Genomic DNA, 20,765 nt, shown 5'->3' on the forward strand with positions numbered 1-20,765 from the left:
TTTTTATTTGAAAAACAAGAGGAACCCATGCAAACAGCGCGCTTGAATATTATCGGGATGGATCACGAAGGCTGCGCCGACAGGCTCACGGGCGCGCTCGAAGCCGTCACCGGCGTGGCCACCGTGTGCGTCTCTCTGGCGCGCCACGGCGCCACGGTGCAATTTGACGAACGGCTGGCCACGCAGGAACGCCTGCTGGCCGCCGTCAATGACGCCGGCTTCATGGGCGAGACGACGGCGGTAGAACAGCTGGCCTCGTGCAGCGGCGCCTGCGGCCACTGCCGCCACTGAACGCCTGCTGCCGCCAGCTCCCCGCTCACCCTCCCCGCGCACCCCGGTCGCGCAGATGCGCCAGCACGCGGCGCGGCCCCAGCGCCTGCAGGTCGAATGGCGGCAGCTCGATGGCGTCTAGCGTATTCTTGAACAGCAAGCCCAGCTCCGTATCGCCTTCCAGGCTCAGGCGGCGGCTGAAGAACAGCGTGTCCGGATCTTCCTGGCGCCGCGCCATCAGCATCAAATCGTGCACGCTGGCGGCGATGCACAGGTCCGGCACGTCCACATAACGCTCGGCCACGAACACGGTGCCCTGCCACTCGAAATCGAAGGCGATGCCCGCGTCCAACAGGCGCAAGCGCAGGCTGCGTCCTTCCAGGCTGCAGCGCACATCGTCGGGCAATTGCGGCGCCAGCAAGCGATTCAAGCCTTGCACGAACAGCCAGGAGGCGGGATACGGCGGCAGCTTGGACAGCAATTCGGCCAGCGGCTCGGGCAGCCGGTACGATATGGCGGGCTTGCTCATGGGAGGCTTGGCAGGGACGGCCAGTCTTTCCAGTTGATCTTGCATGGTGCTTCCTTTCAATGCGTTCAATGGGCGGCGTGCTGTTCCATGCCGGGCTGGCCATGCCAGTAGCCGTCGCAGGCGCCGGCGGGCTGGCAGGCCGCCAGCTGGGCCTGGGCGCCCACGCCGCTGACCTGGCCGCGGCGGGCGCGGTCAAAGATGGCGATGACTTGTTCCGTATGCATGGCCTGCGGGCTGATACGCGCCACCGCCACGCCCATGTCGCGCATGGCGTCGAGTTCGCGCACCAGGTTATAGACTAGTGCCGACTGCGTCTGCGTGCCATTCAGTACGAGGAAGGGCACCTCGTCGCGCGTGCGCAGCAGCAGGCCGTCCGGCTCTTCCAGGCAGCTATAGCCGCAATCGTCCTTCGGCAGGTTGCGGTTGCGCGCCGTGAAACAGCGGGCGGAAAACGCCAGCGGCATGCGGCCGTAGGCAAAGACTTCCGTCTCCAGCCCTTCCGGTTTCTGGCGCTGCATTTCGGCCAGCGCCGCCTGCCCCATTTCCAGCGGCATCACCCAGCGCCGCGCGCCCAGGCGCGCCAGCAGTTGCAGGCTGGGGCCATTGAACAAGTTCAGATGGGGGCCGGCGACAAAGGGCGCGCCCTTTTCCATGCAGTGCACGGCGCCCATGTCGTTGGCCTCGACCGTATAGCGGCCATTGCCCGTGATGCGGCGCAGGGTCGCCAGTTCGGCGCCCGCCTCGATCAGCGCCTGCGTCGACAGCACCACCTCCTTGCCGGCAGCGGCCAGCAGGTCGGCGATATCGAGCCAGTCGGCCAGGCGCAGCTCATGCCGACGCGAGCAGACGGTTTCGCCCAGATACACGATATCGACGGCGGTGCCGGCAATCTGCTGATAAAACTCGAAGACCGTGGCGCGCGGCCAGTAGTACAGCAAAGGACCCAAAGAAAGCTTCAGCATGTTCATCCTCTATTTCCAAGATCTATGATAAGCGCCCAAGGTGTGCTGCTGACCTTCTGCCAGCTTGTCCATGGCCGCCATCCAGCCCGGCTTGACGGCATAGCGTGGATTGCCTTCGCGGCAGGCGTCGATCGCTTCGCGCCACACGCGCGTGACCTGGGCCACGTAGGCGGGACTGCGTTGGCGCCCTTCGATTTTCACGGCGCGCACGCCCATGGCGATCAGTTGCGGCAGCAGCGCCAGGGTATTCAGGCTGGCCGGTTCCTCGATCGCGTAATATTCTTCGTCATTGACTTCGAAACGCCCCTTGCACAGGGTGGGATAGCTGGCGTTTTCGCCTGGCGCATAGCGGTCGATCAGCACGCCGTTCAGGCGCGATTCCAGACCGTTCGGCGTTTCCAGCCAGCGCACGGATTTCGCCGGCGAGCACACGCCGTGCGTATTCGGCGCCTCGCCCGTCGCATACGACGATAGCGCACAGCGCCCTTCGACCATCACGCACAGGCTGCCGAAGCCGAATACTTCGATCTCCACCGCCGTCTTGCTGATCAATTGCTCAACCTGCGCCATCGACAGCACGCGCGGCAGCACGGCGCGGGCGATGCCGAAGTGCTCGTGATAGAAGTTGATCGCTTCATAATTCGTGGCCGAGCCCTGCACAGACAAATGCAGGCGCAGCTGCGGCTGGTGCTGGGCCGCGTAGGCCATCAGGCCCGGGTCGGCGACGATCATGGCGTCGATGCCCGCCGCGGCGGCGCGGTCGATGGCGCTGCGCCACACGGCCCAGCTGTGCGGCTGCGGATAGGTATTCAGTGCCAGCAGCACCTTGCGTCCATACTGGTGGGCATAGCGCACGCCTTCGGCGATTGCCTTCTCGTCGAAATTGAGGCCGGCGAAATTACGCGCATTGGTGGCGTCGCGAAAGCCCAGGTAAACGGTATCGGCGCCATTGTCGACAGCCGCTTTCAAGGCAGGCAGGCTGCCGGCGGGGCAGACCAGTTCCAGCGGTCCGGCCACGCGGGTGGCGGTGGTTGATTCAAGCATCATGATGTTCACAGTCCTGTATCGGCTCAGGGTGCAGACTATAGCCCCGCCCATGCTGCCCAGTCCTTGACGCAGGTGAAGGAATGCATGCATGGCTGGCGCACCTTCAACTTGCTTGACCTGGCTGTAAAATGCCCATCTTTCCTCCTGTTTCAGTTCCCACCATGACCCGCAAACCGCTGCTGATTTTCCTTCTGACCCTGTTCCTCACCGCGCTGCAAGTGCAGTGGGCCGGCCCGACCGATGGCTATGACGCAGGGACCATCTCCGTGCTGTCGCCGGAAGTACTGGGCGCCTATCCGGGCGTGCTGCTGCTGTTCCTGCTGGCCGTGTTCGCGCGCCGTCAAATGCCGCTGCTGCGTCAGGCCGCCATCTGCACGGGCCTGCTGGCCATCTACTGGCTGCTGGCGAACTACGCCACCTTCGACGCGCGCGTGGCCAGCTGGAGCACCTATACGCCGCTGGAAATCTGGACCCACGTGCTGCCCGCCTCCGTCGCCAGCATCGCCGCCTGCGGCGCCGCGTTCTTTTGCGCGAGCTGGCTGATCCTGCGCGAAACACGCTGGAACAAAACCGGCTGAGGTGGTTTTTTCACCTGGATCAAGGATATGCGAATCGCTTGCACGCCACCTTTGACCGCACTACATTTAGTGGATAACCTTCATAAAAACACCGCATGTTGTGTTTATTGGAGGTTTCATGACGACGAATGCAGTTTCCCCCACACGCGGCCAGGTCGATGTCGCCGCGTCCATCAATGAATACCTGGAACGGCGCGACTGGCGCGTGAACGCCAATGCCAACCAGGGGTATTCCCTGGGTGGACTGATCCTCAATGTGTCGGGCAAGGTCATCGCCAACTACTGGCTGGACCAGGTGTATCCGCCGGCAGTGGGCGCGGCGCACCGCGAAGCGGCGCTGCACATCCACGACCTCGACATGCTGGCCGGCTATTGCGCCGGCTGGTCGCTGCGCACCCTGCTGCATGAAGGCTTGAATGGCGTGCCGGGCAAGATCGAATCGGGTCCGCCGAAACACATGTCGAGCGCCATCGGCCAGATCGTCAATTTTCTGGGCACCCTGCAAAATGAATGGGCCGGCGCCCAGGCGTTCAGCTCCTTCGACACCTACATGGCACCCTACATCCGCAAGGACAGCCTGCGCTACGAAGACGTGCGCCAGCATATGCAGGAGCTGATCTTCAACCTCAACGTGCCATCGCGCTGGGGCACGCAGACGCCGTTTACCAACCTCACCTTCGACTGGGTCTGCCCGGACGACCTGCGCGAGCAGATTCCCGTCATCGCCGGCCAGGAGATGGACTTCAGCTATGGCGAGCTGCAGGCGGAGATGGACATGATCAACCGCGCCTACATCGAGATCATGATGGCGGGCGACGCCAAAGGCCGCGTCTTCACCTTCCCCATCCCCACCTATAACATCACCGAGGATTTCGACTGGCATAGCGAAAATGCCGAACGCCTGTTCGAGATGACAGCCCGCTACGGCCTGCCCTACTTCCAGAATTTCATCAATTCGGAACTCAAGCCGAACATGATCCGCTCCATGTGCTGCCGATTGCAACTGGACTTGCGCGAACTGCTGAAACGGGGCAATGGCCTGTTCGGTTCCGCCGAGCAGACGGGCTCCCTGGGCGTGGTGACCATCAACTGCGCGCGCCTGGGCCATTTGTGGCGCGGCGACGAAGCGGCGTTGATGGCGGACCTGGACCGCCTGCTGGAACTGGGCAAGACCAGCCTGGAAATCAAGCGCAGCACCATCGAGGAATTGATGCAGCAAGGCCTGTTTCCCTACACGAAGCGTTACCTGGGTACCCTGCGCAATCACTTTTCCACTCTGGGCGTGAACGGCATCAATGAAATGATCCGCAATTTCAGCGGCGACGCTTACGACATCACGGCACCGGAAGGCCATGCGCTGGCCGTGCGCCTGCTCGACCACGTGCGCGCCCGCATGGTGCAATTCCAGGAAGAAACGGGCCATATGTATAACCTAGAAGCGACGCCGGCCGAGGGCACCACCTACCGCTTTGCCCGCGAAGACCGCAAGCGCTATCCCGCCATCCTGCAGGCCGGCACCGTCGACAACCCGTATTACACGAACTCGTCGCAGCTGCCCGTGGGCCACACGGACGACCCGTTCGAGGCGCTGGAATTGCAGGACGCGCTGCAGCGCAAGTACACGGGCGGCACGGTGCTGCACCTGTACATGACGGAAGCGCTGTCGGACGCGAATGCCTGCCGCGAACTGGTGAAACGCGCCCTGAGCCGCTTTTCGCTGCCCTACATCACGGTCACGCCCACGTTTTCCATCTGTCCGCGCCATGGCTACCTGGCCGGCAAACATGAATTCTGCCCCACCTGCGACGCGGAACTGATCGCCCGCAAGCAAGCCCACCCTGCTCCATCACTTGAGGAAACGCCATGAATACACGTCCCGACTTCACTCCCGCCCTCACCCTGCTCGACACCGAACGCCAGCGCTGCGAAATCTGGACCCGCGTGATGGGCTACCACCGTCCTGTCGCCTCGTTCAACATCGGCAAGCAGGGCGAATTCCACGAGCGCCAGTATTTTACGGAAGCGAGCGCCCGGGTTGGCCAGCCCGCCTGCCATGGCTGAGTTGAAAGTGGGCGGCCTGACGCCCTTTTCCGCCACCGACTACCCGGGCAAACTGGCCGCCGTGGTCTTCGTGCAGGGCTGCCCCTGGCGTTGCGGCTATTGCCACAATCCCCATCTGCAGACGCGCACGCCGCAGGGCACCATGCCCTGGCAGGACGTACTGACCTGGCTGCGCCGCCGCGTGGGCCTGGTCGACGCCGTCGTCTTCAGCGGCGGCGAGGCGTGCATGGACCCGGCGCTGGCGCGCGCCATGCAGGACGTCAGGGAACTGGGGTTCGGCGTCGGCCTGCACACGGCTTGCATCTATCCGCAGCGCCTGCAGGAAGTGCTGCCCCTGGTCGATTGGGTGGGCTTCGACATCAAGGCGCCGTTTGCCGACTATCGTCATGTGACCCGCGTGGCCGGCAGCGGCGACCCGGCGCGCGCCTGCCTGGACGCCATCCTCGCCAGCGGCGTCGCCTACGAATGCCGCACCACCACCCACCCGGACTTGCTGCCGGACGAACAGCTGCTGGCCCTGGCCACCACCCTGGCCGCCAAAGGCGTCGACAACTACGTGCTGCAGCAGTTCCGCGCCGAAGGCTGCCTGGATAAGGCGCTGGCCGGGCGCCCCCTGCACGGCTATCCTGCGGCGCGCACCGTGGCGCAAATCGGCGCCATGTTTCCCCGTTTTACATTCCGTAATCATGGCAAATGAGCTAGTCGCCACATAATTGCTGAAAGCCCCACAAAATTACCCGTTCTGCAACGCTGAAAAGTCTTGCGTGCTGTAATGTATCAACTGTGTTGCGCACCACGTGCAGCCCGTCAGATTCCTCACACAGCATTACAGATAAGCGTCATCCATGAACGATTTCACCGCAGTCAGCCCAGGCATCCCTTCCACCCACGCCGATATCCTGTACGGCCCGCCGCGACCGGATCTGCTGCGCGAGGAAGTGCTGGCCGACCTGCTCGAAGCGACCGCCCGCCGCTGCCCTGGACAGATCGCCCTGATCGATGGCGAGCGCCGCATCACGTATGCGGAACTCGATGCCCAGGCGGGTCTGGCCGCGTCGCGCCTGGTGGCGGCCGGCGTCAAGCCCGGCGACATCGTGGGCCTGTGGCTGCCGCGCGGGGCCCCTCTGCTGCTGATGCAGGCGGCGATTGCCAAGGCGGGTGCCGCCTGGCTGCCCGTCGATGAAGACACGCCCGTCGAGCGCCTGCAGGTGTGCCTCGATGACGCCAATGGCGCTGGCGTCGTCAGCTGTACGCAGTTCGCGCCGCGCCTGTCTGATGCTGGCATTAAACGCCCCGTATGGACGGCGGAAAGCCTGCTGGCCCCCGCCGCACCGGGCGAACACTTGCCCGCGCGCGGCGCCGTGCTGCCCGAACACCCGGCGTATGTAATCTACACCTCCGGCTCCACGGGCAAGCCCAAGGGCATATTGATCAATCAGCGCAGCATCTGCCACTTCCTGCGCAGCGAAAACGCCGTGCTGGAAGTGACGCAAGCCGACACCGTCTACCAGGGCTTTTCCGTCGCCTTCGACATGTCGTTCGAAGAAATCTGGATCGCCTACCTGGTGGGCGCCACCCTGTGGCTGGGACCCAAGGATATCTCGGGTGACCCGGAAGCCTTGCCGCGCGCGCTGGCCGAGAACAAGGTAACTGTTCTCCATGCGGTGCCGACCTTGCTGGCCCTGTTCGCCGAAGAGGTGCCCAGTCTGCGCCTGATAAACCTGGGCGGCGAGATGTGCCCGGAATCGCTGGTCGAGCGCTGGTCGCGCCCTGGCCGCGCCATGTTCAACACCTATGGCCCCACCGAGGCGACAGTGTCATGCAGCCTGGCGCGCCTGCGGCCCGGTGAACCTGTCACCATCGGCACGCCGCTACCCAACTATGGCTTGCTGGTGCTGCAGGTGGCCGAGCCGGGAGAAAACCGCCCCCTGGCCCTGCTGCCACGCGGCGAAACGGGGGAATTGTGCATCATCGGTCCCGGCCTGGCCGAGGGTTATCTGGGCCGGCCCGACCTGACAGTGGAAAAATTCCTGCCCAACCCGTGGGCGACAAACGAAGATGATGCGCGCCTGTACCGCACGGGCGACCTGGCCCGCATCGATGCCGACGGCCAGGTGCTGTGCCTGGGCCGCGCCGACGACCAGGTGAAGATCCGCGGCTTTCGCGTGGAACTGGGCGAGATTGAGGCCGTGCTGGCGCAGCAGCCCGGCGTGGGAACGGTGGCCGTATTGTTGCGCAAGGATGACGGTATCGACCAGCTGGTAGCCTACATCGTCGCCAGCGACGATGCACCCGACGATGCACTGACGGCGAAAACCCTGCGCAGCGCATTGAACCTGCATTTGCCGCCATATATGGTGCCTGGCCGCTTCGAGCTCCTGCCGCTGATGCCGCGCCTGACTTCGGGAAAAATCGACAGGAAGGCCCTGAAGGCCATGCCGCTGTCCGCACCACCGGCTGGCGAAGCGGGTGAATCGGACGTGCCGGAAACCCCCGCCGAAGCGGCCCTGTTCGCGGCGCTGGCGACACTCTTCCCTGGCCAGCCGATACGGCGCCAGCTGGACTTCTTCAGCGACCTTGGAGGCCATTCCTTCCTGGCCGCGCGCCTGGCCTCCGCCCTGCGCGCAAATCCGGCTTACGCCCACATGACGGTGCGCGATATTTATCACAATCGCCAGATCGGCAAGATCGCCGCCGTGCTGAACGAAGCGCCCGCGCTTGCCACGCCGGAAGCGGAGTGGACACCGCCGTCGACCCTGAAACGCTGGATCTGCGGCGCGGCGCAGGCGGCAGCCGTGCCGGGCCTCGTCACCTTGCGCATGGCGCAATGGATGGCGCCGTTTTTCACCTACCACTTCTTCACGGGCGACACGGGCGATACCGTGCCGCGCGCCATCGCCGCCTCCATCGGCGTATTCCTGCTGGCGACCCTGGCCGAATTTGCCATCGCGATTGCCGGCAAGTGGCTGATCGCGGGGCGTTTGAAGCCGGGCAGCTATCCGCTGTGGGGCATCACCTATTACCGCTGGTGGCTGGCCGACCGACTGGTCGAATCGGCGCCCGCGTATCTGCTCAGCGGCTCGTCCCTGAACAGCTGGTGGCTGCGCGCGCTGGGCGCGAAAGTGGGCAAGGAAGTGGTCATCGGCTCGATGACCCTGCGCGCGCCCGACCTGCTGTCCATCGGCGACAACGTCAGTGTGGGCAATGCCGTCAACTTTGAAAACGCCAGGGTCGAGCGGGGCCGTTTGCTGCTGGGCCGCATCAGCATCGGCGACGATGCCTGCATCAGTTCCTATGCGATTTTGGAAGGCAATACCAGGGTGGGCGCCTTCGGCCACCTGGAGGGTCAGTCGGCGCTGGCCGACGGCGCCTTCGTGCCGGACGGCCGCGTCTATACGGGTTCGCCCGCGCGCGACATCGGCCCTTACGATCCTGCCAGCCAGCCGCCCCGCCCCGCCGTCTCGCGCCTGCGCCTGACGGGCGAAACCCTGTTCTTCTGCTTTGGCATGGTCCTCATCGCCGTGCTGTTCTTCATGCCCGTCTTCCCCAGCTTCGTGCTGATTGACTGGTTCGACGAACGCGAAATGATGCCGTGGCTGCAGGGGCGCGACGTGACGACCCAGCTGGCTCGCTACTTCCTGCTGGCCTTCCCCGCCAGCGCCGTGCTGATCGTGCTGACGGCCCTGCTGTCGGCCGCCATCCGCTGGAGCGCGCTGCCCCGTTTGAAGCCGGGCAGCTCGCCCGTGCACAGCAATATCTATTGCGCCAAGTGGCTGGTCAGCCATATCCAGGAATCGAGCCTGAACGTCCTGCACGGCATCTACGCCACCGTGTACGCACCATACTGGTACCGCCTGCTCGGCGCCAAGGTGGGCAAGGGCGCCGAGATTTCCACGGCCCTGGGCGTGGTGCCCGACATGCTGACCCTGGGCGACGACACCTTTATCGCCGACGCCGTCATGCTGGGCGACGAGCAGATCGACGGCGGCTGGATGACCATGCGCCCCACCGTCATCTCGCACCGCAGCTTTGTCGGCAACGGCAGCTATATCCCGGACGGCACCGTGCTGCCCGAGCACGTGCTGATCGGCGTGCACACGCATGCGCCGCGCAATGAGCAGATGCACAGTGGCGATACCTGGCTCGGTTCTCCGCCCATGCACCTGCCTGCGCGCGAACAGGTCAGCGGTTTTGCGGAACACCTGACCTTCAAGCCATCCATCCTGCGCCGCCTGGGCCGCAGCCTGATCGAAGCCTTCCGCATCGTCGCGCCGCACGCGGTGGTGATTGCCGTCGGCTACACCCTGGTGCTGGACGTGATGCCGATCGCGGGCGCCGGGCGCTGGGGCGAAGTGGTGGGCGACCTGGCCATCGCCGGCATCGCCTACGGTATCGGCAATTTTTTGGTGGTCGTGCTGTTCAAGTGGCTGCTGCTGGGACGCTACCGCAAGCATGCGGCGCCCATGTGGACGCCGTTCGTGTGGATTTCGGAAGGCGTGACCAATCTGTATGAAGGCATCGCCGTGCCCAACTTCATGCGCTACCTGCGCGGCACGCCGTGGCTGCCACTGGCCTTCCGCCTGTTCGGCTGCAAGATCGGCCGCGGCGTCTACATGGACACGACGGACATTACGGAATTCGACTGCGTGCATATCGGCGACTACAGCGAATTGAATGCGCTGACCTGCCCGCAAACGCATTTGTTTGAAGACCGCGTGATGAAGATCGACCACGTGGAGATCGGCCAGCGCGTCTACATGGGCCCGCGCAGCTCCGTGCTGTACAGCGCCAAGGTGGGCGACAATGCGCGCCTGGGTCCCTTGACCCTGGTGATGAAGGGCGAACACATCCCAGCTGGCAGCAACTGGGCCGGTTGCCCGGCGGCGCCACTGCGCAGCTGATGGATTCAACGGTGCTCTGGTCGGGCGACGGCGTGCTGGTGATCGGCATCGCCGCCGTCCTGCCGCGCGCCGAAGCCCGCCTGCGCATCCGCGCCGCCGTGCGGGAAGCGGCGGCGCAGTGGCTGAAGTTGAACAGCGAGGCAGTTTCGCTGGAGTCGACGCCGGGCGCTCCTCCCCGCCTGCTGCTGGCCGGCCGCACAGCAGGTTTGTCATTGACCCATGACGAGGGAATGTCGCTGGCCGCCATCCACCTGCATGGCGCTGTCGGCATCGACGTGATGCGCGTGCAGGACATTGCCGACTGGGCGAATCTGGCGCGCGATTACCTGGGGTCGCAGGTAGCGCAGGAACTGGCCGCCGGCCCCGCCTCCCTGCGCCCCGCAGCGCTGGCACGGGCGTGGACGGCGCGCGAAGCGGCGCTCAAGTGCGCGGGTTTACAATTGACGGAGTGGGACGGGATAGCATTGAATTGTCATTTGCAAGCCGTGGAGACGCCGCAAAATTTCGTGGCTATGTTAGCGACAATCCGGGGTCAGACCCGACGGGGGAATACGGTCTGATAGACCGTATTCCGATTCCGAAGGAACTGACCCCGGCTTTACGCCGTTGGGTTGATTCCCTCTCAATCCTCCCTACCATCATCAGCTCCACCGATCTGGACGAAAATCAGTTTTGCGATAATACTGACGAGCAAACCCAGCACCCCGATCAATTCCAGCATGGTCTTTCCTTTGCAGTGACAGCAGAGCAATCCACTGTAACCTGAACGCCGGGGCAAGGCTAATATCAAATCAGGCAGTCAGCGATCTCGAAAAGGCATACGATTGATTTCCATCAGACAGTTCCGCTATTTTGTCGAAATCGTCGATGCGGGCAGCTACTCGCGTGCGGCGGAAAAGCTGTATATCGCGCAGTCGGCCCTGAGCCGGCAGATCAAGGAGCTGGAAGGCGAGGTGCAAGCGCTGCTGCTGACGCGCGACGCGCGCCACATCGAACTGACGCCGGCGGGCCAGGTATTTTATGAACGCGCCAAACGCATCCTCGAAGACATCGACGAAACCGTGCGCCAGACCCGCCATGTAGGGCAAGGCGCGCAAGGCATCATCCGCCTGCTGCATTCAAGTTCCGTCACCCTCACGCCCGCCATCGGCGCGGTGCTGAACCGCCTGCTGGCGCTGTTTCCAGGCGTTTCGCTGGATATATCAAAGGGATCGTCGGAAAACCAGGCAGCCGATATCGAGGAAGGCCGCGCCGACCTGGGCCTGGTGCGCCTGCCCACCTTGCGCAAGCACGCCAATATCGTCGTACACGAACTGTTTGCGGAAAAACTGGTGGTGGCCGTGTCGTCGGCCTCGCCACTGGCCGCGCTGGAGCGCACGACGATTGCCGCCCTGCGCGACGAAGCGTTCGTCTCGATCCCGCACAAGGACCGCGGTGGCCTGAGCTACCTGGTGGCGGGCCTTTGCCTGGCGCAGGGCTTCTTTCCGAAGGCGGCGCGCGCCCTGTCGCGCAAGACCTCGCAGCTGAACCTGATCGAGGCCAACATGGGCATCGCCATCGTCCCCGACAGCATGCGCCTGGTGGCGCCGCCCGGCGTGTGTTTTATAGCGCTGCCGGACGAAGAATCACATTCCATCGTGGGCCTGATCTCGCCACGCGCCGCCAGCGGCATGGTGGCCGCGTTTACAGAAGCGTTCGTGCGCGAGATGAACGCCTTGGCAACGGCCGATTAACCTTCCGCATACAGCGCCGCATCCACATCGCGCACGGCCCCCATCAGCAAGGCCAGCTTCATCACATCGAGCTTGCCGTCGGTGCGCACGCGCGTGCACAGGTCAATGCCGTAGGGGCGTACCTGGCGCAGCGCGTCGGCCACGTTGGTGTCGTCCAGCCCACCGGCCAGGAAGACGGGGCGGGGGCTGGCGCGCACGAAGCGCGCGCTGACGGACCAGTCGTGCGGGCGGCCCGTGCCGCCCAATTCTGGCACGGCAGCGCCAGGGCGGCCCGAGTCGAGCAAGAAGGCATGCACATGGGGCGCGTAGGCGGGAATCAGCGCCAAAGCCTCAGGCCCTTCCACGTGGATCACCTGCACGCGCCGCACGTGCGGCAGCAGGCGCGCCAGCTGCGCCGCTTCGCCTGGGTCGATATGCCCGACGATCTGCACGGTGGACGGCTGCGTGGCGCGCACATGTTCCACAATGCGCTGCGCCGTCGTTTCGGACGTCAGCAAGAACGTGGCGACAGGCGGCGGAGTCCAGGCGGCGATCTGCGCGATGCGCGCGTCGGGAATCGCGCCGGGGCCGGACGGCATGGCGGCCACCAGGCCCAGCGCATCGGCGCCGGCGGCAATCGCCAGTTGCGCTTCGTCGATGGAAGCGATGCAGCAAATCTTGATACGGGTTCTCATGGCCTTGCGCGCTCAATCGGGATGATCAACATTACAACACAGGGTAGCGCGCACGCCAAGACACGCGGTCAAGGCCGCGCACGATTGTGTGCCAAAATGGGGGCCACCCACTTCCCGAGTAATCCATGGCCGACTACAAGAACCCCAGCTACGTGGCCCGCTCCATGCACCCACGCTTCGATGAACTGACCTCGCCCGGCGAAGCCGTGCCGTATTCGGGCATCTATCGCTGCGATGGCTGCGCGCATGAAATTGTGTCCACGGAAGGCCACGTCATGCCGCCGCAAAACCATCACCAGCACAGCAGCGAGCAAGGTGCCATCCGCTGGCGCCTGATCGTCAGCCCGCGCTGATTGACACGCGCCAGGTGGCGGACGATACTTGATTCATCCGGGATCGCCATTGGAATACCAGCATGCGCATCGTCGATTTTGAAGTCCGCAAGGAGTGCCCGCCGCAGCTGTGCGACTGCGAGCGCGAGCGGCTGCTGCACGATCCGCAGGCAGACGTTACCATCCTGCGACTGAACCTGACGGAAGAAAAGCGCCTGCTGGCCCACATCGAAGGCATCGCCACGCATGCGCAGCTGCAGAAGCTGCAGCTGCTGCTGAAGAAGAACCTGGGCGTGGAACTGCAGATCGCGCCGGGCGGCGGCGAAGTGCGCACCGTGCGCGGCTTCCAGATACGCCTGGTGGAGCAACCCGGCCTGTGCCGCAAGACGCGCGCCGCCATTCCGGCCGCCGTGCGGCGCTGCCTGGCCGCGCATCCCGAGATCGCGTTTGCAATCCTGAATGAAAACGATTTGCTGGGTGGGGTGTGAGCCGAGTAGGTCGGATTAGCGGAGCGTCATCCTACACCATTGTTGGCCTCGCAATGTCGGATTACGCGGTTCCCGCTAATCCGACCTACGCCGCTACGCCGCTGACCCCGGTTCTACGCTACGTGTATCTCGATCACTTTCTTGCCCTTTGCTGCGCGTGCACGCAACTGCCCGCAGCCGCCCTCCACATCCTGCCCGGCCGAATCGCGCAATTTGGTCAGCACCCCCCGCTCGTGCAGGGCGGCGGCAATGGTGCGCGCCTTTTCCCAGCTGGGGCGCTTGAACGGCAAGTCATCGATGGTATTGTACGGGATCATGTTAAGCACGGCGTACTTGCCCTTCAGGAGCGCCACGATGCCGTCCATCTCGTCATCGCCATCGTTCACGCCTTCCATCAGGGTCCATTGATATTGCACCGGGTAGCTGGTGAGGCGCGCATACGATTCGCCGAAGTCCACCAGTGCGCGCGGCGACAACTTTGGCGCGCGCGGCAGCAGCTGTTCGCGCAGATCCGGCTTGGTCGTATGCAGGGACAGGGCCAGCGCCGGCTTGACGCGCCCTTGCGGCAGGCGCTCGAAGGCGCGCGGGTCGCCCACCGTGGAAAACACCAGGTTCTTGTGGCCGATATTGCCCTCGGTGCCCAGCAGTTCGATCGCTTCCATCACATTGTTCAGGTTATGCGCCGGTTCACCCATGCCCATGAAGACGACTTTTTTCACGGGGCGCAGGGTGCGCGCCAGTACCACCTGTGCCACGATCTCGCCGCTGGTCACCTGGCGGATCAAGCCGTCGCGGCCCGTCATGCAGAACTGGCAGCCGACAGCGCAACCGACCTGGCTCGATACGCACAGGCCGTCGCGCGGCAGCAGCACGCTTTCCACCGTCTGGCCGTCGTGCAGCCCCACCAGCAGGCGCGCGGACCCGTCGGCGCCCGGATGGGTGCTGAGCAACTTTAGCATGCCCTGTAATTCGAGGTCGAGCGCAGGCAAAGCCTCGCGCACGGGCAGCGGCAAAAAGTCTTCGGCGCGGCGCCGGCCCTGGTCGTGCGGCTGACCCTGTATCCAGTCGCGCAGCACGCGCTGTTCGTGCAGGGGCTTGGCGCCCAGCGCGCGCAGGCGCTGGCGGAGATGATCGATTTGCATGGATTCTGAATAAAAAAACGGCGCGCAGGAATGAAGCCAGCGCGCCGTGTTACGGGTAAAAGCGTTACACCTTCTTGACGAATTCCGTCTTCAGGCTCATGGAACCGAAGCCGTCGATCTTGCAGTCAATATCGTGGTCGCTGTCGACCAGGCGGATGTTCTTGACCTTGGTGCCCATCTTGACGACACCGCCGCCACCCTTCAATTTCAAGTCCTTGATGACGCTGACCGTGTCGCCATCCTGCAGGATGTTGCCGGCCGAATCGCGGTACACCCTGGCGCCCTCTTCCGCCGCTTCGCCTGCCGTGGCCGACCATTCATGCGCGCATTCAGGGCAGATCAACTGGCTGCCGTCTTCATACGTGAATTCGGATTTGCATTGCGGGCATGGTGGTAATGTGCTCATTTTCTTCTCTGTCTGGTGAACAGCGTGTGCTGTAAAAGCCGACAGTATAGTGCCTACGCCCCGTATCAGCGCGCTTTTTTCGCCATCATTGTCAAGCTCGACGAATAATCTCGATGGTGCTGTGGACAATTTCCTCGTGGATGCCGATGCGCGCGCGCAGCTTGGCACCTGTCAGCGAGGGATCGCGGCTGACGACGGACAAGGCGCACGAGTACAGCTGCCTGCCGACTCTCCAGACGTGCAGGTCGACGATGCGCGGCGTGTCGCCGGCGTTTTCCACTTCTACCGCCTCGCGGATTTCCTCCACCACGGGGTGATCCATCTCGCGGTCCAGCAGGACCTTGCCCGTCTCGTGCATCAGCTTTTTCGCCCACAGGGCCACCAGTACGGCACCGACGATGCCCATCACGGGATCGAGCCAGCGCCAGCCGTAAGCCCACGCGCCGCCCAGCGCAAGGATGGCCAGCACGGAGGTGGCGGCGTCGGCCAGCACGTGGATGTACGCGGCCTTCATGTTCAGGTCTTCGCCATGGCCATGGTGGTCGTGATGGCCGTGGTGATCATGATGCTCGTGGCCGTGACCATGGTGATGCTCGTGGTCGTGGTGCCCGCCGAGGATCAGCGCGCACACCAGATTCACCAGCAGGCCGAAGGCCGCCACCGCCATCGCCTGCGGATAGTGGATGGGCTGCGGCGAGAACAGGCGCTCGACGGAAGCGGCCACCATCAACACGGCCACGCCCAGCAGCAGGATGGCGCTGGTGTAGCCGGCCAGCACTTCGATCTTCCACGTGCCGAAAGCAAAGCGGGGATCGCGCGCATAGCGGCGCGCGGCCGCATACGCAAAGGCGGCCAGGCCGATGGCCAGCGCGTGCGAACTCATATGCCAGCCATCGGCCAGCAGGGCCATGGAGTTGTACCACCAGCCGGCGACGATTTCCAGCGCCATGGTGGCCAGGGTGATCCACATGACGATGCGCGCGCGGCGTTCCGCCTTGTCGCTGGCCCCGCCAAAGACGTGTTCGTGCTGCCAGGCAGAGAGGTCTTCCTCGATATGTTGCAGTTTCATGCTGGTCTCTCCGAGGATTATTTGAGGTAGGTGCGCAGGATGCCCGCGATGTCGTCGGCGCCCCTGGCACGCTCGTCGCTGGCCAGATCGGGGCTGGCCACGTGCTCGCGCAAGTGCTCTTCGATGACTTCGGCCATCAGGCCATTCACGGCGCCGCGCACGGCGGCGATCAGCTGCAGCACTTCGCCGCAGTCGCGGCCCTCTTCCAGACCCCGCTCCAGGCCTTCCACCTGGCCGCGGATGCGCTTCACGCGATTGAGCAGCTTGGTCTTGTTGTGCGCTGTGTGTCCCATGATTCTATCTCGATAAATACTATAGGGGGGTATACTATCAGAGAGAGCCAGGCAGCTGCAAGGCGTAAAAAAAGCCGCGCATCCTCACGGATGAGCGGCTGAATCAGGACGCGAGGCGCCTTACGGCGCAGGCGCGGCGATTTTCTGCAGCTTGCTGGCCAGCGAGGCATCGGACAGTTCGCCCAGGTGGGTATCGACCAGGCGCCCCTGCGCGTCATAAAACAGGGTGGTGGGCAAGGCCGAGGAACCGGCCGCCTTGCCCATTGCCGCCTCGCTGTCGAGCACCACATTGCGCAGGGTCACGCCGCTACTGTCCAGGAAAGCGCTGGCGGCCGCCGCCTCTTCGCGCTGGTTGGCATACACGAAGACGATATCGGCGCGCGCCTGCTGCGCGGCTGCCAGAACGGGCATTTCGCGCCGGCATGGCGGGCACCAGCTGGCCCACAGGTTGACGACCATGGGCTTGCCGCCGGCCAACGCCGCCAGAGTCGTTGGCGCGCCGGCCAGCGTATGCAGGGCCACGGCCGGCAAGGCTGTCGGCTTGTCATAGGCCAGCCCCACGCCCGCGCTCAACACACCCCAGGCCAGTGCGCCGGACGCCACGCTGATGGCCAGGGGCCGGCGCATGGCCACCATGGCGGGACGCCGGCAGCGCCACGCGGCGATGGCCAGCGCGGCAGCAATGCCGGCCGGCGCCATGAAGCCGCCGTCGCGGATATTCAGGATGGACCAGGGCGCAGCCAGATACTGTTCATGCCAGCGCAAGACAAACGCCAGCCGGGCCGCCAGTAGGCCGGCGATCAGCAGGTCGGAAACAAGGGGGCCGGCGTCCGGCAACTGGCGGTACCGCCGCAGCCACCACGCGACGCCGTAAGCGACGCACAGGGAAACGAACAGCAGGACCAGGCCCGTAGGCAGGGCCAGGGGGCCGATTTGCAGGGACAGCATGGGCACTCTCTATCACGTCGAATGGATGGCCATTGTGACCCATGCGGATTAAGCCGGCGTTAAGCGGCACGAAAGTCAGGTGACCAGCGCCTCCTTGCGCACAAAATGCATGGCTTGCGGCTGGTCCACCAGCACGCACTGCTTGCCCGTGCGCCGGCAGTGGTCATGCACGCGCCAATAGGCATCGTGGCTGACGCAGCCCGTCTGGCAAATCACCAGGTCGGCCGCCACCAGGCCCGCTTCCAGCGCCGCCGCATCGTCGGCGCCGGCGTCGCCGCCAGCGTGGTGCAGGAAGCGTCCACCAGCCTGCTCGACGGCCTGCTGCGCCATGTGCGCACCGTGCGCAACCTGGCCAGCATCCTGGGTAAAATAGCTGCCCACATACAGCACGGCTTTCTCACGTACGTCGGCCTGCAAGCCTGGCACGGGCAGCCACTGCAAGCGCAGCAACTCGCGCATCAATTCCTGCACGCGCTCACCGAGCCACTCGACCCGGCGGGCCAGCCGCGCACGCGTAGGCAAGCCCGGCACGCTGGCCGCCAGTTCAGCCAGCTCGTCGCGTGCCAGCGCCAGCTGCGTATCACGGATCACGACTTGCGCCCGCGCGCGCATCAATTCCGAATCCAGCTGCGCGATACGGGCCGCCTGCGCGGCCAGCAACGCACTGCAACGCGCCTGCGCGCGGCCATATTCGACCATCAGTACGCGATGCTCATGCGCGATCACGTCCTCCTTGCCATACACACTGCCCATCATGCCCTCCTTCACCGAGCGTGGCGCCGGGGCGCCAACCCATCACTACCTCATGGATCTGCATTATAAATGAGAATCATTACTATTTGTGCGCATGCGGGATATGCGAACGCCGTCACATCATGCGGCGGGCGGGCAAGACAGCAGGCGCTGCCAGACATCGTCCTGCAGCGAAACGCCCATGCGTTCCTGCAATTCGACCGCGCAGGCCTCGCCCTTGACGCCGTCGATACGGCAGCGCCCTGCCCTGCATCAGCAGGTCGGCCTGGCGATAGGCAGGCTGGACGCAATTGGCGTACTGATAGCTGAACACATCGAGGAACGGCGGTACGGCCTGGGCAGACGCCGCCATGGCGGGCGACAGGCCGGCGCACAGGACGACGATCGCAGTGCGATACCGTGCATTCATGTTGCTTCCATATGAGTAAGCGGCACGCAGGCAAGAGCATTGCGACATTGACAGGCGCGGCACTGTACCGCCTACGGCGCTGTCGCATGGCCCGTGCGCAAGGGGCGTCTGCCAATACATCACGCGCCGGCAAGGCAATGCCCGGCCATCGATTCAGGGCCAGGATATTCGACTGGAAAGCGATGCCGTCGATCACATCGACAATATCGACGATTTTGCGCGAGCTGGCATTGATGACGCCCATCGTATCGACCACGCGCCCGACCTCCTGCCCGCCCTGCACGGCAAATTCCGACGCGGATACCAGTAACTGATTGGCCTGCGCCTGCATGCCCGACGACAGATCGAAATTGCCGGCCGCGATTTCGCGCTAAGCGACGGTGATGCTTCACCAGAACGAAGTTTCTGCGCAGCTTTTGCAGATTATGCAACCGTCAAAGGGATGGGGGCGATGAGGAGGATAGAATGGATACGTGCGGCTGGGCCGGCGTATGTGCTGTGGACAGCGGCGTATGTGCTGGCTGCCAGTGCCTGAAGTGAGGGGACGGCGTTGGCCGCTGTGCGGCCAACGGCCGCGCACAGCGCGGCAGAATGGCGATTCGGAAAGGGCTGGGCCAGTACGGCCCAGCCCTTCGAATCCCGCCGTTCCGTCCAGACAAACAAAAAAGCCTCCCGCAGGGGAGGCTTTTTTGTTTGATTCTGGCGGAGACGGTGGGATTCGAACCCACGATACAGGTATAAGCCGTATGCATCCTTAGCAGGGATGTGCCTTCGGCCACTCGGCCACGTCTCCTAGCTGATTACTCAACTATGTCTCTGTAGCTAACTGCGCTGCAGCGACGAACGTCATAATATCGATTGCCCCCCCTTTGGTCAAGGGCGTGGGGCAATATTTTTAGATATTTAAGCTTTTTCCAGCTCGAACGCTTTATGCAGCGCGCGTACGGCCAGTTCCATGTACTTTTCATCGATCAGCACGGAGATCTTGATTTCGGAAGTGGAGATCATCATGATGTTGATGCCCTCTTCCGACAGCGTACGGAACATTTGCGATGCCACGCCGACATGGCTGCGCATGCCCACGCCGACGACGGACAGTTTCGACACTTTGGCGTCGCCCGTGATGCTGGCCGCGCCCAGCGATTCGCGGTTCGCTTCCAGCACGGCCAGCGCGCGCGTGTATTCGCCGCGCGAGACGGTGAAGGTGAAGTCCGTTTTACCGTCGACCGACTGATTCTGTATGATCATGTCGACTTCGATATTCGCGTCCGCCACCGGTCCCAGGATGTGGTAGGCCACGCCTGGGCGGTCGGGCACGCCGAGCACGGTGATTTTGGCTTCATCGCGGTTGAAGGCGATGCCGGAGATGACTGCTTGTTCCATGTTTGTATCTTCCTCAAACGAAATCAGGGTGCCTGAATTGGCTTCTATTTCCAGCGGCAACATCGGGTCGGTCAGCGACGACAGCACGCGCGTGGGAACGCGGTAGTTACCGGCAAATTCCACCGAACGCGTTTGCAGCACTTTGGAGCCCAGCGAAGCCAGTTCCAGCATTTCTTCAAAGGTGATGGTCTTCAGGCGGCGCGCCTCGGAGACCACGCGCGGATCGGTCGTGTAGACGCCGTCGACGTCCGTGAAGATCAGGCATTCGGCCGCCTTCATGGCGGCGGCAATCGCCACGGCCGACGTATCGGAACCGCCGCGGCCCAAAGTCGCGATGTTGTCGTGTTCGTCAACGCCCTGAAAACCGGTAATGATGACAATCTTGCCCGCATCGAGGTCGCGTTTGACTTTTTCGTCATCGATCGACTGGATGCGTGCCTTGGTAAAGGCGGAATCGGTCTTGATCGCGACTTGCCAGCCAGCATAGGATACGGCTTGTTTGCCGATCGCCAGCAGTGCCATCGACAGTAGGCCGACGGACACTTGTTCGCCTGTCGAGGCGATCATGTCAAGTTCACGGGGATCGGGTTGATCCATGATTTCCTTGGCCAGTCCAATCAGGCGGTTGGTTTCGCCCGACATGGCCGATGGCACCACCACGATTTGATGCCCAGCGTCGTGCCACTTGGCAACGCGCTTGGCGACATTCTTGATACGGTCAGTCGAGCCCATCGACGTACCGCCATATTTGTGGACGATTAAAGCCATAAGAGTGAAGTTTCCGCTC

At 63.8% G+C, this 20,765-nt stretch carries 22 protein-coding genes, 1 tRNA gene and 1 pseudogene; 10 read left to right on the top strand and 14 right to left on the bottom strand.

Features of this window, described 5'->3' with window-relative positions; translation table 11 throughout:
- Positions 1–27 precede the first annotated feature (27 nt).
- Positions 28–291 (top strand): heavy-metal-associated domain-containing protein, encoded by a 264-nt coding sequence (locus ACQ4WZ_RS12925; RefSeq protein WP_166674821.1) that lies wholly within the window; start codon positions 28–30, stop codon positions 289–291.
- A 25-nt stretch (positions 292–316) separates the two neighbouring features.
- Here ACQ4WZ_RS12925 and ubiT read toward each other — a convergent pair whose 3' ends face one another.
- Genes ubiT through ubiU form a run of 3 tightly spaced genes read right to left on the bottom strand, consistent with a single transcriptional unit; the run spans position 317 to position 2,808 of the window.
- Positions 317–844: a ubiquinone anaerobic biosynthesis accessory factor UbiT gene (gene ubiT, locus ACQ4WZ_RS12930; protein WP_101480597.1), complete on the bottom strand. Its 528-nt coding sequence runs from the start codon at positions 842–844 to the stop codon at positions 317–319.
- Positions 845–864: 20 nt separating this feature from the next.
- Positions 865–1,761 carry a ubiquinone anaerobic biosynthesis protein UbiV gene (gene ubiV, locus ACQ4WZ_RS12935; protein ID WP_436573605.1) on the bottom strand — a complete coding sequence of 299 codons (897 nt, stop codon included), beginning with the start codon at positions 1,759–1,761 and terminating at the stop codon, positions 865–867.
- A 9-nt stretch (positions 1,762–1,770) separates the two neighbouring features.
- Positions 1,771–2,808, bottom strand: coding sequence for a ubiquinone anaerobic biosynthesis protein UbiU (gene ubiU, locus ACQ4WZ_RS12940; RefSeq protein WP_436573606.1), 1,038 nt, complete (start codon positions 2,806–2,808; stop codon positions 1,771–1,773).
- Positions 2,809–2,969: 161 nt separating this feature from the next.
- Here ubiU and ACQ4WZ_RS12945 point away from each other — a divergent pair, with 161 nt between their 5' ends.
- The 7 genes from ACQ4WZ_RS12945 (at position 2,970) to ACQ4WZ_RS12975 (ending at position 12,081) form a co-directional block, all read left to right on the top strand.
- Positions 2,970–3,386, top strand: coding sequence for a hypothetical protein (locus ACQ4WZ_RS12945; protein ID WP_133992492.1), 417 nt, complete (start codon positions 2,970–2,972; stop codon positions 3,384–3,386).
- A gap of 118 nt (positions 3,387–3,504) precedes the next feature.
- The gene (locus ACQ4WZ_RS12950) at positions 3,505–5,253 is read left to right on the top strand and encodes a ribonucleoside triphosphate reductase (protein WP_133992494.1); all 1,749 of its coding nucleotides are present in this window, start codon (positions 3,505–3,507) and stop codon (positions 5,251–5,253) included.
- Positions 5,250–5,447, top strand: coding sequence for an anaerobic ribonucleoside-triphosphate reductase (nrdD, locus tag ACQ4WZ_RS12955; protein WP_436573607.1), 198 nt, complete (start codon positions 5,250–5,252; stop codon positions 5,445–5,447). The genes ACQ4WZ_RS12950 and nrdD overlap by 4 nt, the downstream gene beginning before the upstream one ends.
- A complete protein-coding gene (locus ACQ4WZ_RS12960) occupies positions 5,440–6,144 on the top strand; it encodes an anaerobic ribonucleoside-triphosphate reductase activating protein (protein WP_436573608.1) in 705 nt (234 codons plus the stop codon). The genes nrdD and ACQ4WZ_RS12960 overlap by 8 nt, the downstream gene beginning before the upstream one ends.
- A gap of 148 nt (positions 6,145–6,292) precedes the next feature.
- Positions 6,293–10,348, top strand: coding sequence for a Pls/PosA family non-ribosomal peptide synthetase (locus ACQ4WZ_RS12965; RefSeq protein ID WP_436573609.1), 4,056 nt, complete (start codon positions 6,293–6,295; stop codon positions 10,346–10,348).
- Positions 10,348–10,908, top strand: a complete 561-nt coding sequence (locus ACQ4WZ_RS12970) for a 4'-phosphopantetheinyl transferase family protein (RefSeq protein WP_436573610.1) — start codon at positions 10,348–10,350, stop codon at positions 10,906–10,908. Before ACQ4WZ_RS12965 ends, ACQ4WZ_RS12970 begins: the two co-directional genes overlap by 1 nt.
- A 264-nt stretch (positions 10,909–11,172) precedes the next feature.
- On the top strand, positions 11,173–12,081 hold the full coding sequence (locus ACQ4WZ_RS12975; RefSeq protein WP_436573611.1) for a LysR family transcriptional regulator: 909 nt from the start codon (positions 11,173–11,175) through the stop codon (positions 12,079–12,081).
- On the opposite strand, the gene ACQ4WZ_RS12980 is transcribed toward ACQ4WZ_RS12975, so the two are convergent.
- A complete protein-coding gene (locus tag ACQ4WZ_RS12980) occupies positions 12,078–12,755 on the bottom strand; it encodes a phosphoribosylanthranilate isomerase (RefSeq protein ID WP_436573612.1) in 678 nt (225 codons plus the stop codon). The genes ACQ4WZ_RS12975 and ACQ4WZ_RS12980 overlap by 4 nt on opposite strands.
- A 125-nt stretch (positions 12,756–12,880) precedes the next feature.
- On the opposite strand from ACQ4WZ_RS12980, the gene ACQ4WZ_RS12985 reads away from it, so the two are divergent.
- Both ACQ4WZ_RS12985 and ACQ4WZ_RS12990 read left to right on the top strand, forming a co-directional pair.
- Positions 12,881–13,108: a hypothetical protein gene (locus ACQ4WZ_RS12985; protein ID WP_070218305.1), complete on the top strand. Its 228-nt coding sequence runs from the start codon at positions 12,881–12,883 to the stop codon at positions 13,106–13,108.
- 62 nt (positions 13,109–13,170) lie between these two features.
- The gene (locus tag ACQ4WZ_RS12990) at positions 13,171–13,575 is read left to right on the top strand and encodes a hypothetical protein (RefSeq protein WP_436573613.1); all 405 of its coding nucleotides are present in this window, start codon (positions 13,171–13,173) and stop codon (positions 13,573–13,575) included.
- 113 nt (positions 13,576–13,688) lie between these two features.
- Here the strand turns inward: ACQ4WZ_RS12990 and ACQ4WZ_RS12995 are convergent, their stop codons facing one another.
- The 10 genes and pseudogenes from ACQ4WZ_RS12995 to ACQ4WZ_RS13040 form a co-directional block, all read right to left on the bottom strand.
- Complete coding sequence (locus tag ACQ4WZ_RS12995; protein WP_436573614.1) at positions 13,689–14,717, bottom strand: RNA methyltransferase; 1,029 nt, start codon at positions 14,715–14,717, stop codon at positions 13,689–13,691.
- Between the two features lie 64 nt (positions 14,718–14,781).
- Complete coding sequence (locus ACQ4WZ_RS13000; RefSeq protein WP_071078124.1) at positions 14,782–15,123, bottom strand: zinc ribbon domain-containing protein YjdM; 342 nt, start codon at positions 15,121–15,123, stop codon at positions 14,782–14,784.
- A 91-nt stretch (positions 15,124–15,214) separates the two neighbouring features.
- Positions 15,215–16,192 carry a CDF family Co(II)/Ni(II) efflux transporter DmeF gene (gene dmeF, locus ACQ4WZ_RS13005; protein WP_436573615.1) on the bottom strand — a complete coding sequence of 326 codons (978 nt, stop codon included), beginning with the start codon at positions 16,190–16,192 and terminating at the stop codon, positions 15,215–15,217.
- Between the two features lie 17 nt (positions 16,193–16,209).
- Positions 16,210–16,485 carry a metal/formaldehyde-sensitive transcriptional repressor gene (locus tag ACQ4WZ_RS13010; RefSeq protein WP_101480585.1) on the bottom strand — a complete coding sequence of 92 codons (276 nt, stop codon included), beginning with the start codon at positions 16,483–16,485 and terminating at the stop codon, positions 16,210–16,212.
- A gap of 120 nt (positions 16,486–16,605) precedes the next feature.
- On the bottom strand, positions 16,606–17,433 hold the full coding sequence (locus ACQ4WZ_RS13015; RefSeq protein ID WP_436573616.1) for a TlpA family protein disulfide reductase: 828 nt from the start codon (positions 17,431–17,433) through the stop codon (positions 16,606–16,608).
- Positions 17,434–17,508: 75 nt separating this feature from the next.
- A complete protein-coding gene (locus ACQ4WZ_RS13020; RefSeq protein WP_436573890.1) occupies positions 17,509–18,045 on the bottom strand; it encodes a DUF2325 domain-containing protein in 537 nt (178 codons plus the stop codon).
- Between the two features lie 256 nt (positions 18,046–18,301).
- Positions 18,302–18,595 (bottom strand): hypothetical protein, encoded by a 294-nt coding sequence (locus ACQ4WZ_RS13025; protein WP_436573905.1) that lies wholly within the window; start codon positions 18,593–18,595, stop codon positions 18,302–18,304.
- A 163-nt stretch (positions 18,596–18,758) separates the two neighbouring features.
- A pseudogene (locus ACQ4WZ_RS13030) lies at positions 18,759–18,926 on the bottom strand (methyl-accepting chemotaxis protein); the annotation flags it as partial.
- Positions 18,927–19,295: 369 nt separating this feature from the next.
- Positions 19,296–19,388 (bottom strand) — tRNA-Ser (locus ACQ4WZ_RS13035).
- Between the two features lie 110 nt (positions 19,389–19,498).
- Complete coding sequence (locus ACQ4WZ_RS13040) at positions 19,499–20,746, bottom strand: aspartate kinase (protein WP_035817435.1); 1,248 nt, start codon at positions 20,744–20,746, stop codon at positions 19,499–19,501.
- Positions 20,747–20,765: the final 19 nt, after the last annotated feature.

This window comes from Janthinobacterium darwini, from assembly GCF_051380905.1.
In the GTDB taxonomy this organism is placed as follows: Bacteria; Pseudomonadota; Gammaproteobacteria; order Burkholderiales; family Burkholderiaceae_D; genus Janthinobacterium.

Bases quoted from the DNA above. Each gene is read 5' to 3' on its own strand.
- ubiU (WP_436573606.1), bottom strand. From the start codon at position 2,808: ATGATGCTTGAATCAACCACCGCCACCCGCGTGGCCGGACCGCTGGAA.
- ACQ4WZ_RS12985 (WP_070218305.1), top strand. From the start codon at position 12,881: ATGGCCGACTACAAGAACCCCAGCTACGTGGCCCGCTCCATGCACCCA.
- ACQ4WZ_RS13000 (WP_071078124.1), bottom strand. From the start codon at position 15,123: ATGAGCACATTACCACCATGCCCGCAATGCAAATCCGAATTCACGTAT.
- ACQ4WZ_RS12980 (WP_436573612.1), bottom strand. From the start codon at position 12,755: ATGAGAACCCGTATCAAGATTTGCTGCATCGCTTCCATCGACGAAGCG.
- ACQ4WZ_RS12995 (WP_436573614.1), bottom strand. From the start codon at position 14,717: ATGCAAATCGATCATCTCCGCCAGCGCCTGCGCGCGCTGGGCGCCAAG.
- ubiV (WP_436573605.1), bottom strand. From the start codon at position 1,761: ATGCTGAAGCTTTCTTTGGGTCCTTTGCTGTACTACTGGCCGCGCGCC.
- ubiT (WP_101480597.1), bottom strand. From the start codon at position 844: ATGCAAGATCAACTGGAAAGACTGGCCGTCCCTGCCAAGCCTCCCATG.
- ACQ4WZ_RS13010 (WP_101480585.1), bottom strand. From the start codon at position 16,485: ATGGGACACACAGCGCACAACAAGACCAAGCTGCTCAATCGCGTGAAG.
- ACQ4WZ_RS13015 (WP_436573616.1), bottom strand. From the start codon at position 17,433: ATGCTGTCCCTGCAAATCGGCCCCCTGGCCCTGCCTACGGGCCTGGTC.
- ACQ4WZ_RS12950 (WP_133992494.1), top strand. From the start codon at position 3,505: ATGACGACGAATGCAGTTTCCCCCACACGCGGCCAGGTCGATGTCGCC.
- ACQ4WZ_RS13020 (WP_436573890.1), bottom strand. From the start codon at position 18,045: ATGCGCGCGCGGGCGCAAGTCGTGATCCGTGATACGCAGCTGGCGCTG.
- ACQ4WZ_RS12965 (WP_436573609.1), top strand. From the start codon at position 6,293: ATGAACGATTTCACCGCAGTCAGCCCAGGCATCCCTTCCACCCACGCC.
- ACQ4WZ_RS13025 (WP_436573905.1), bottom strand. From the start codon at position 18,595: ATGAATGCACGGTATCGCACTGCGATCGTCGTCCTGTGCGCCGGCCTG.
- ACQ4WZ_RS13040 (WP_035817435.1), bottom strand. From the start codon at position 20,746: ATGGCTTTAATCGTCCACAAATATGGCGGTACGTCGATGGGCTCGACT.
- ACQ4WZ_RS12925 (WP_166674821.1), top strand. From the start codon at position 28: ATGCAAACAGCGCGCTTGAATATTATCGGGATGGATCACGAAGGCTGC.
- ACQ4WZ_RS12970 (WP_436573610.1), top strand. From the start codon at position 10,348: ATGGATTCAACGGTGCTCTGGTCGGGCGACGGCGTGCTGGTGATCGGC.
- nrdD (WP_436573607.1), top strand. From the start codon at position 5,250: ATGAATACACGTCCCGACTTCACTCCCGCCCTCACCCTGCTCGACACC.
- ACQ4WZ_RS12990 (WP_436573613.1), top strand. From the start codon at position 13,171: ATGCGCATCGTCGATTTTGAAGTCCGCAAGGAGTGCCCGCCGCAGCTG.
- dmeF (WP_436573615.1), bottom strand. From the start codon at position 16,192: ATGAAACTGCAACATATCGAGGAAGACCTCTCTGCCTGGCAGCACGAA.
- ACQ4WZ_RS12945 (WP_133992492.1), top strand. From the start codon at position 2,970: ATGACCCGCAAACCGCTGCTGATTTTCCTTCTGACCCTGTTCCTCACC.
- ACQ4WZ_RS12960 (WP_436573608.1), top strand. From the start codon at position 5,440: ATGGCTGAGTTGAAAGTGGGCGGCCTGACGCCCTTTTCCGCCACCGAC.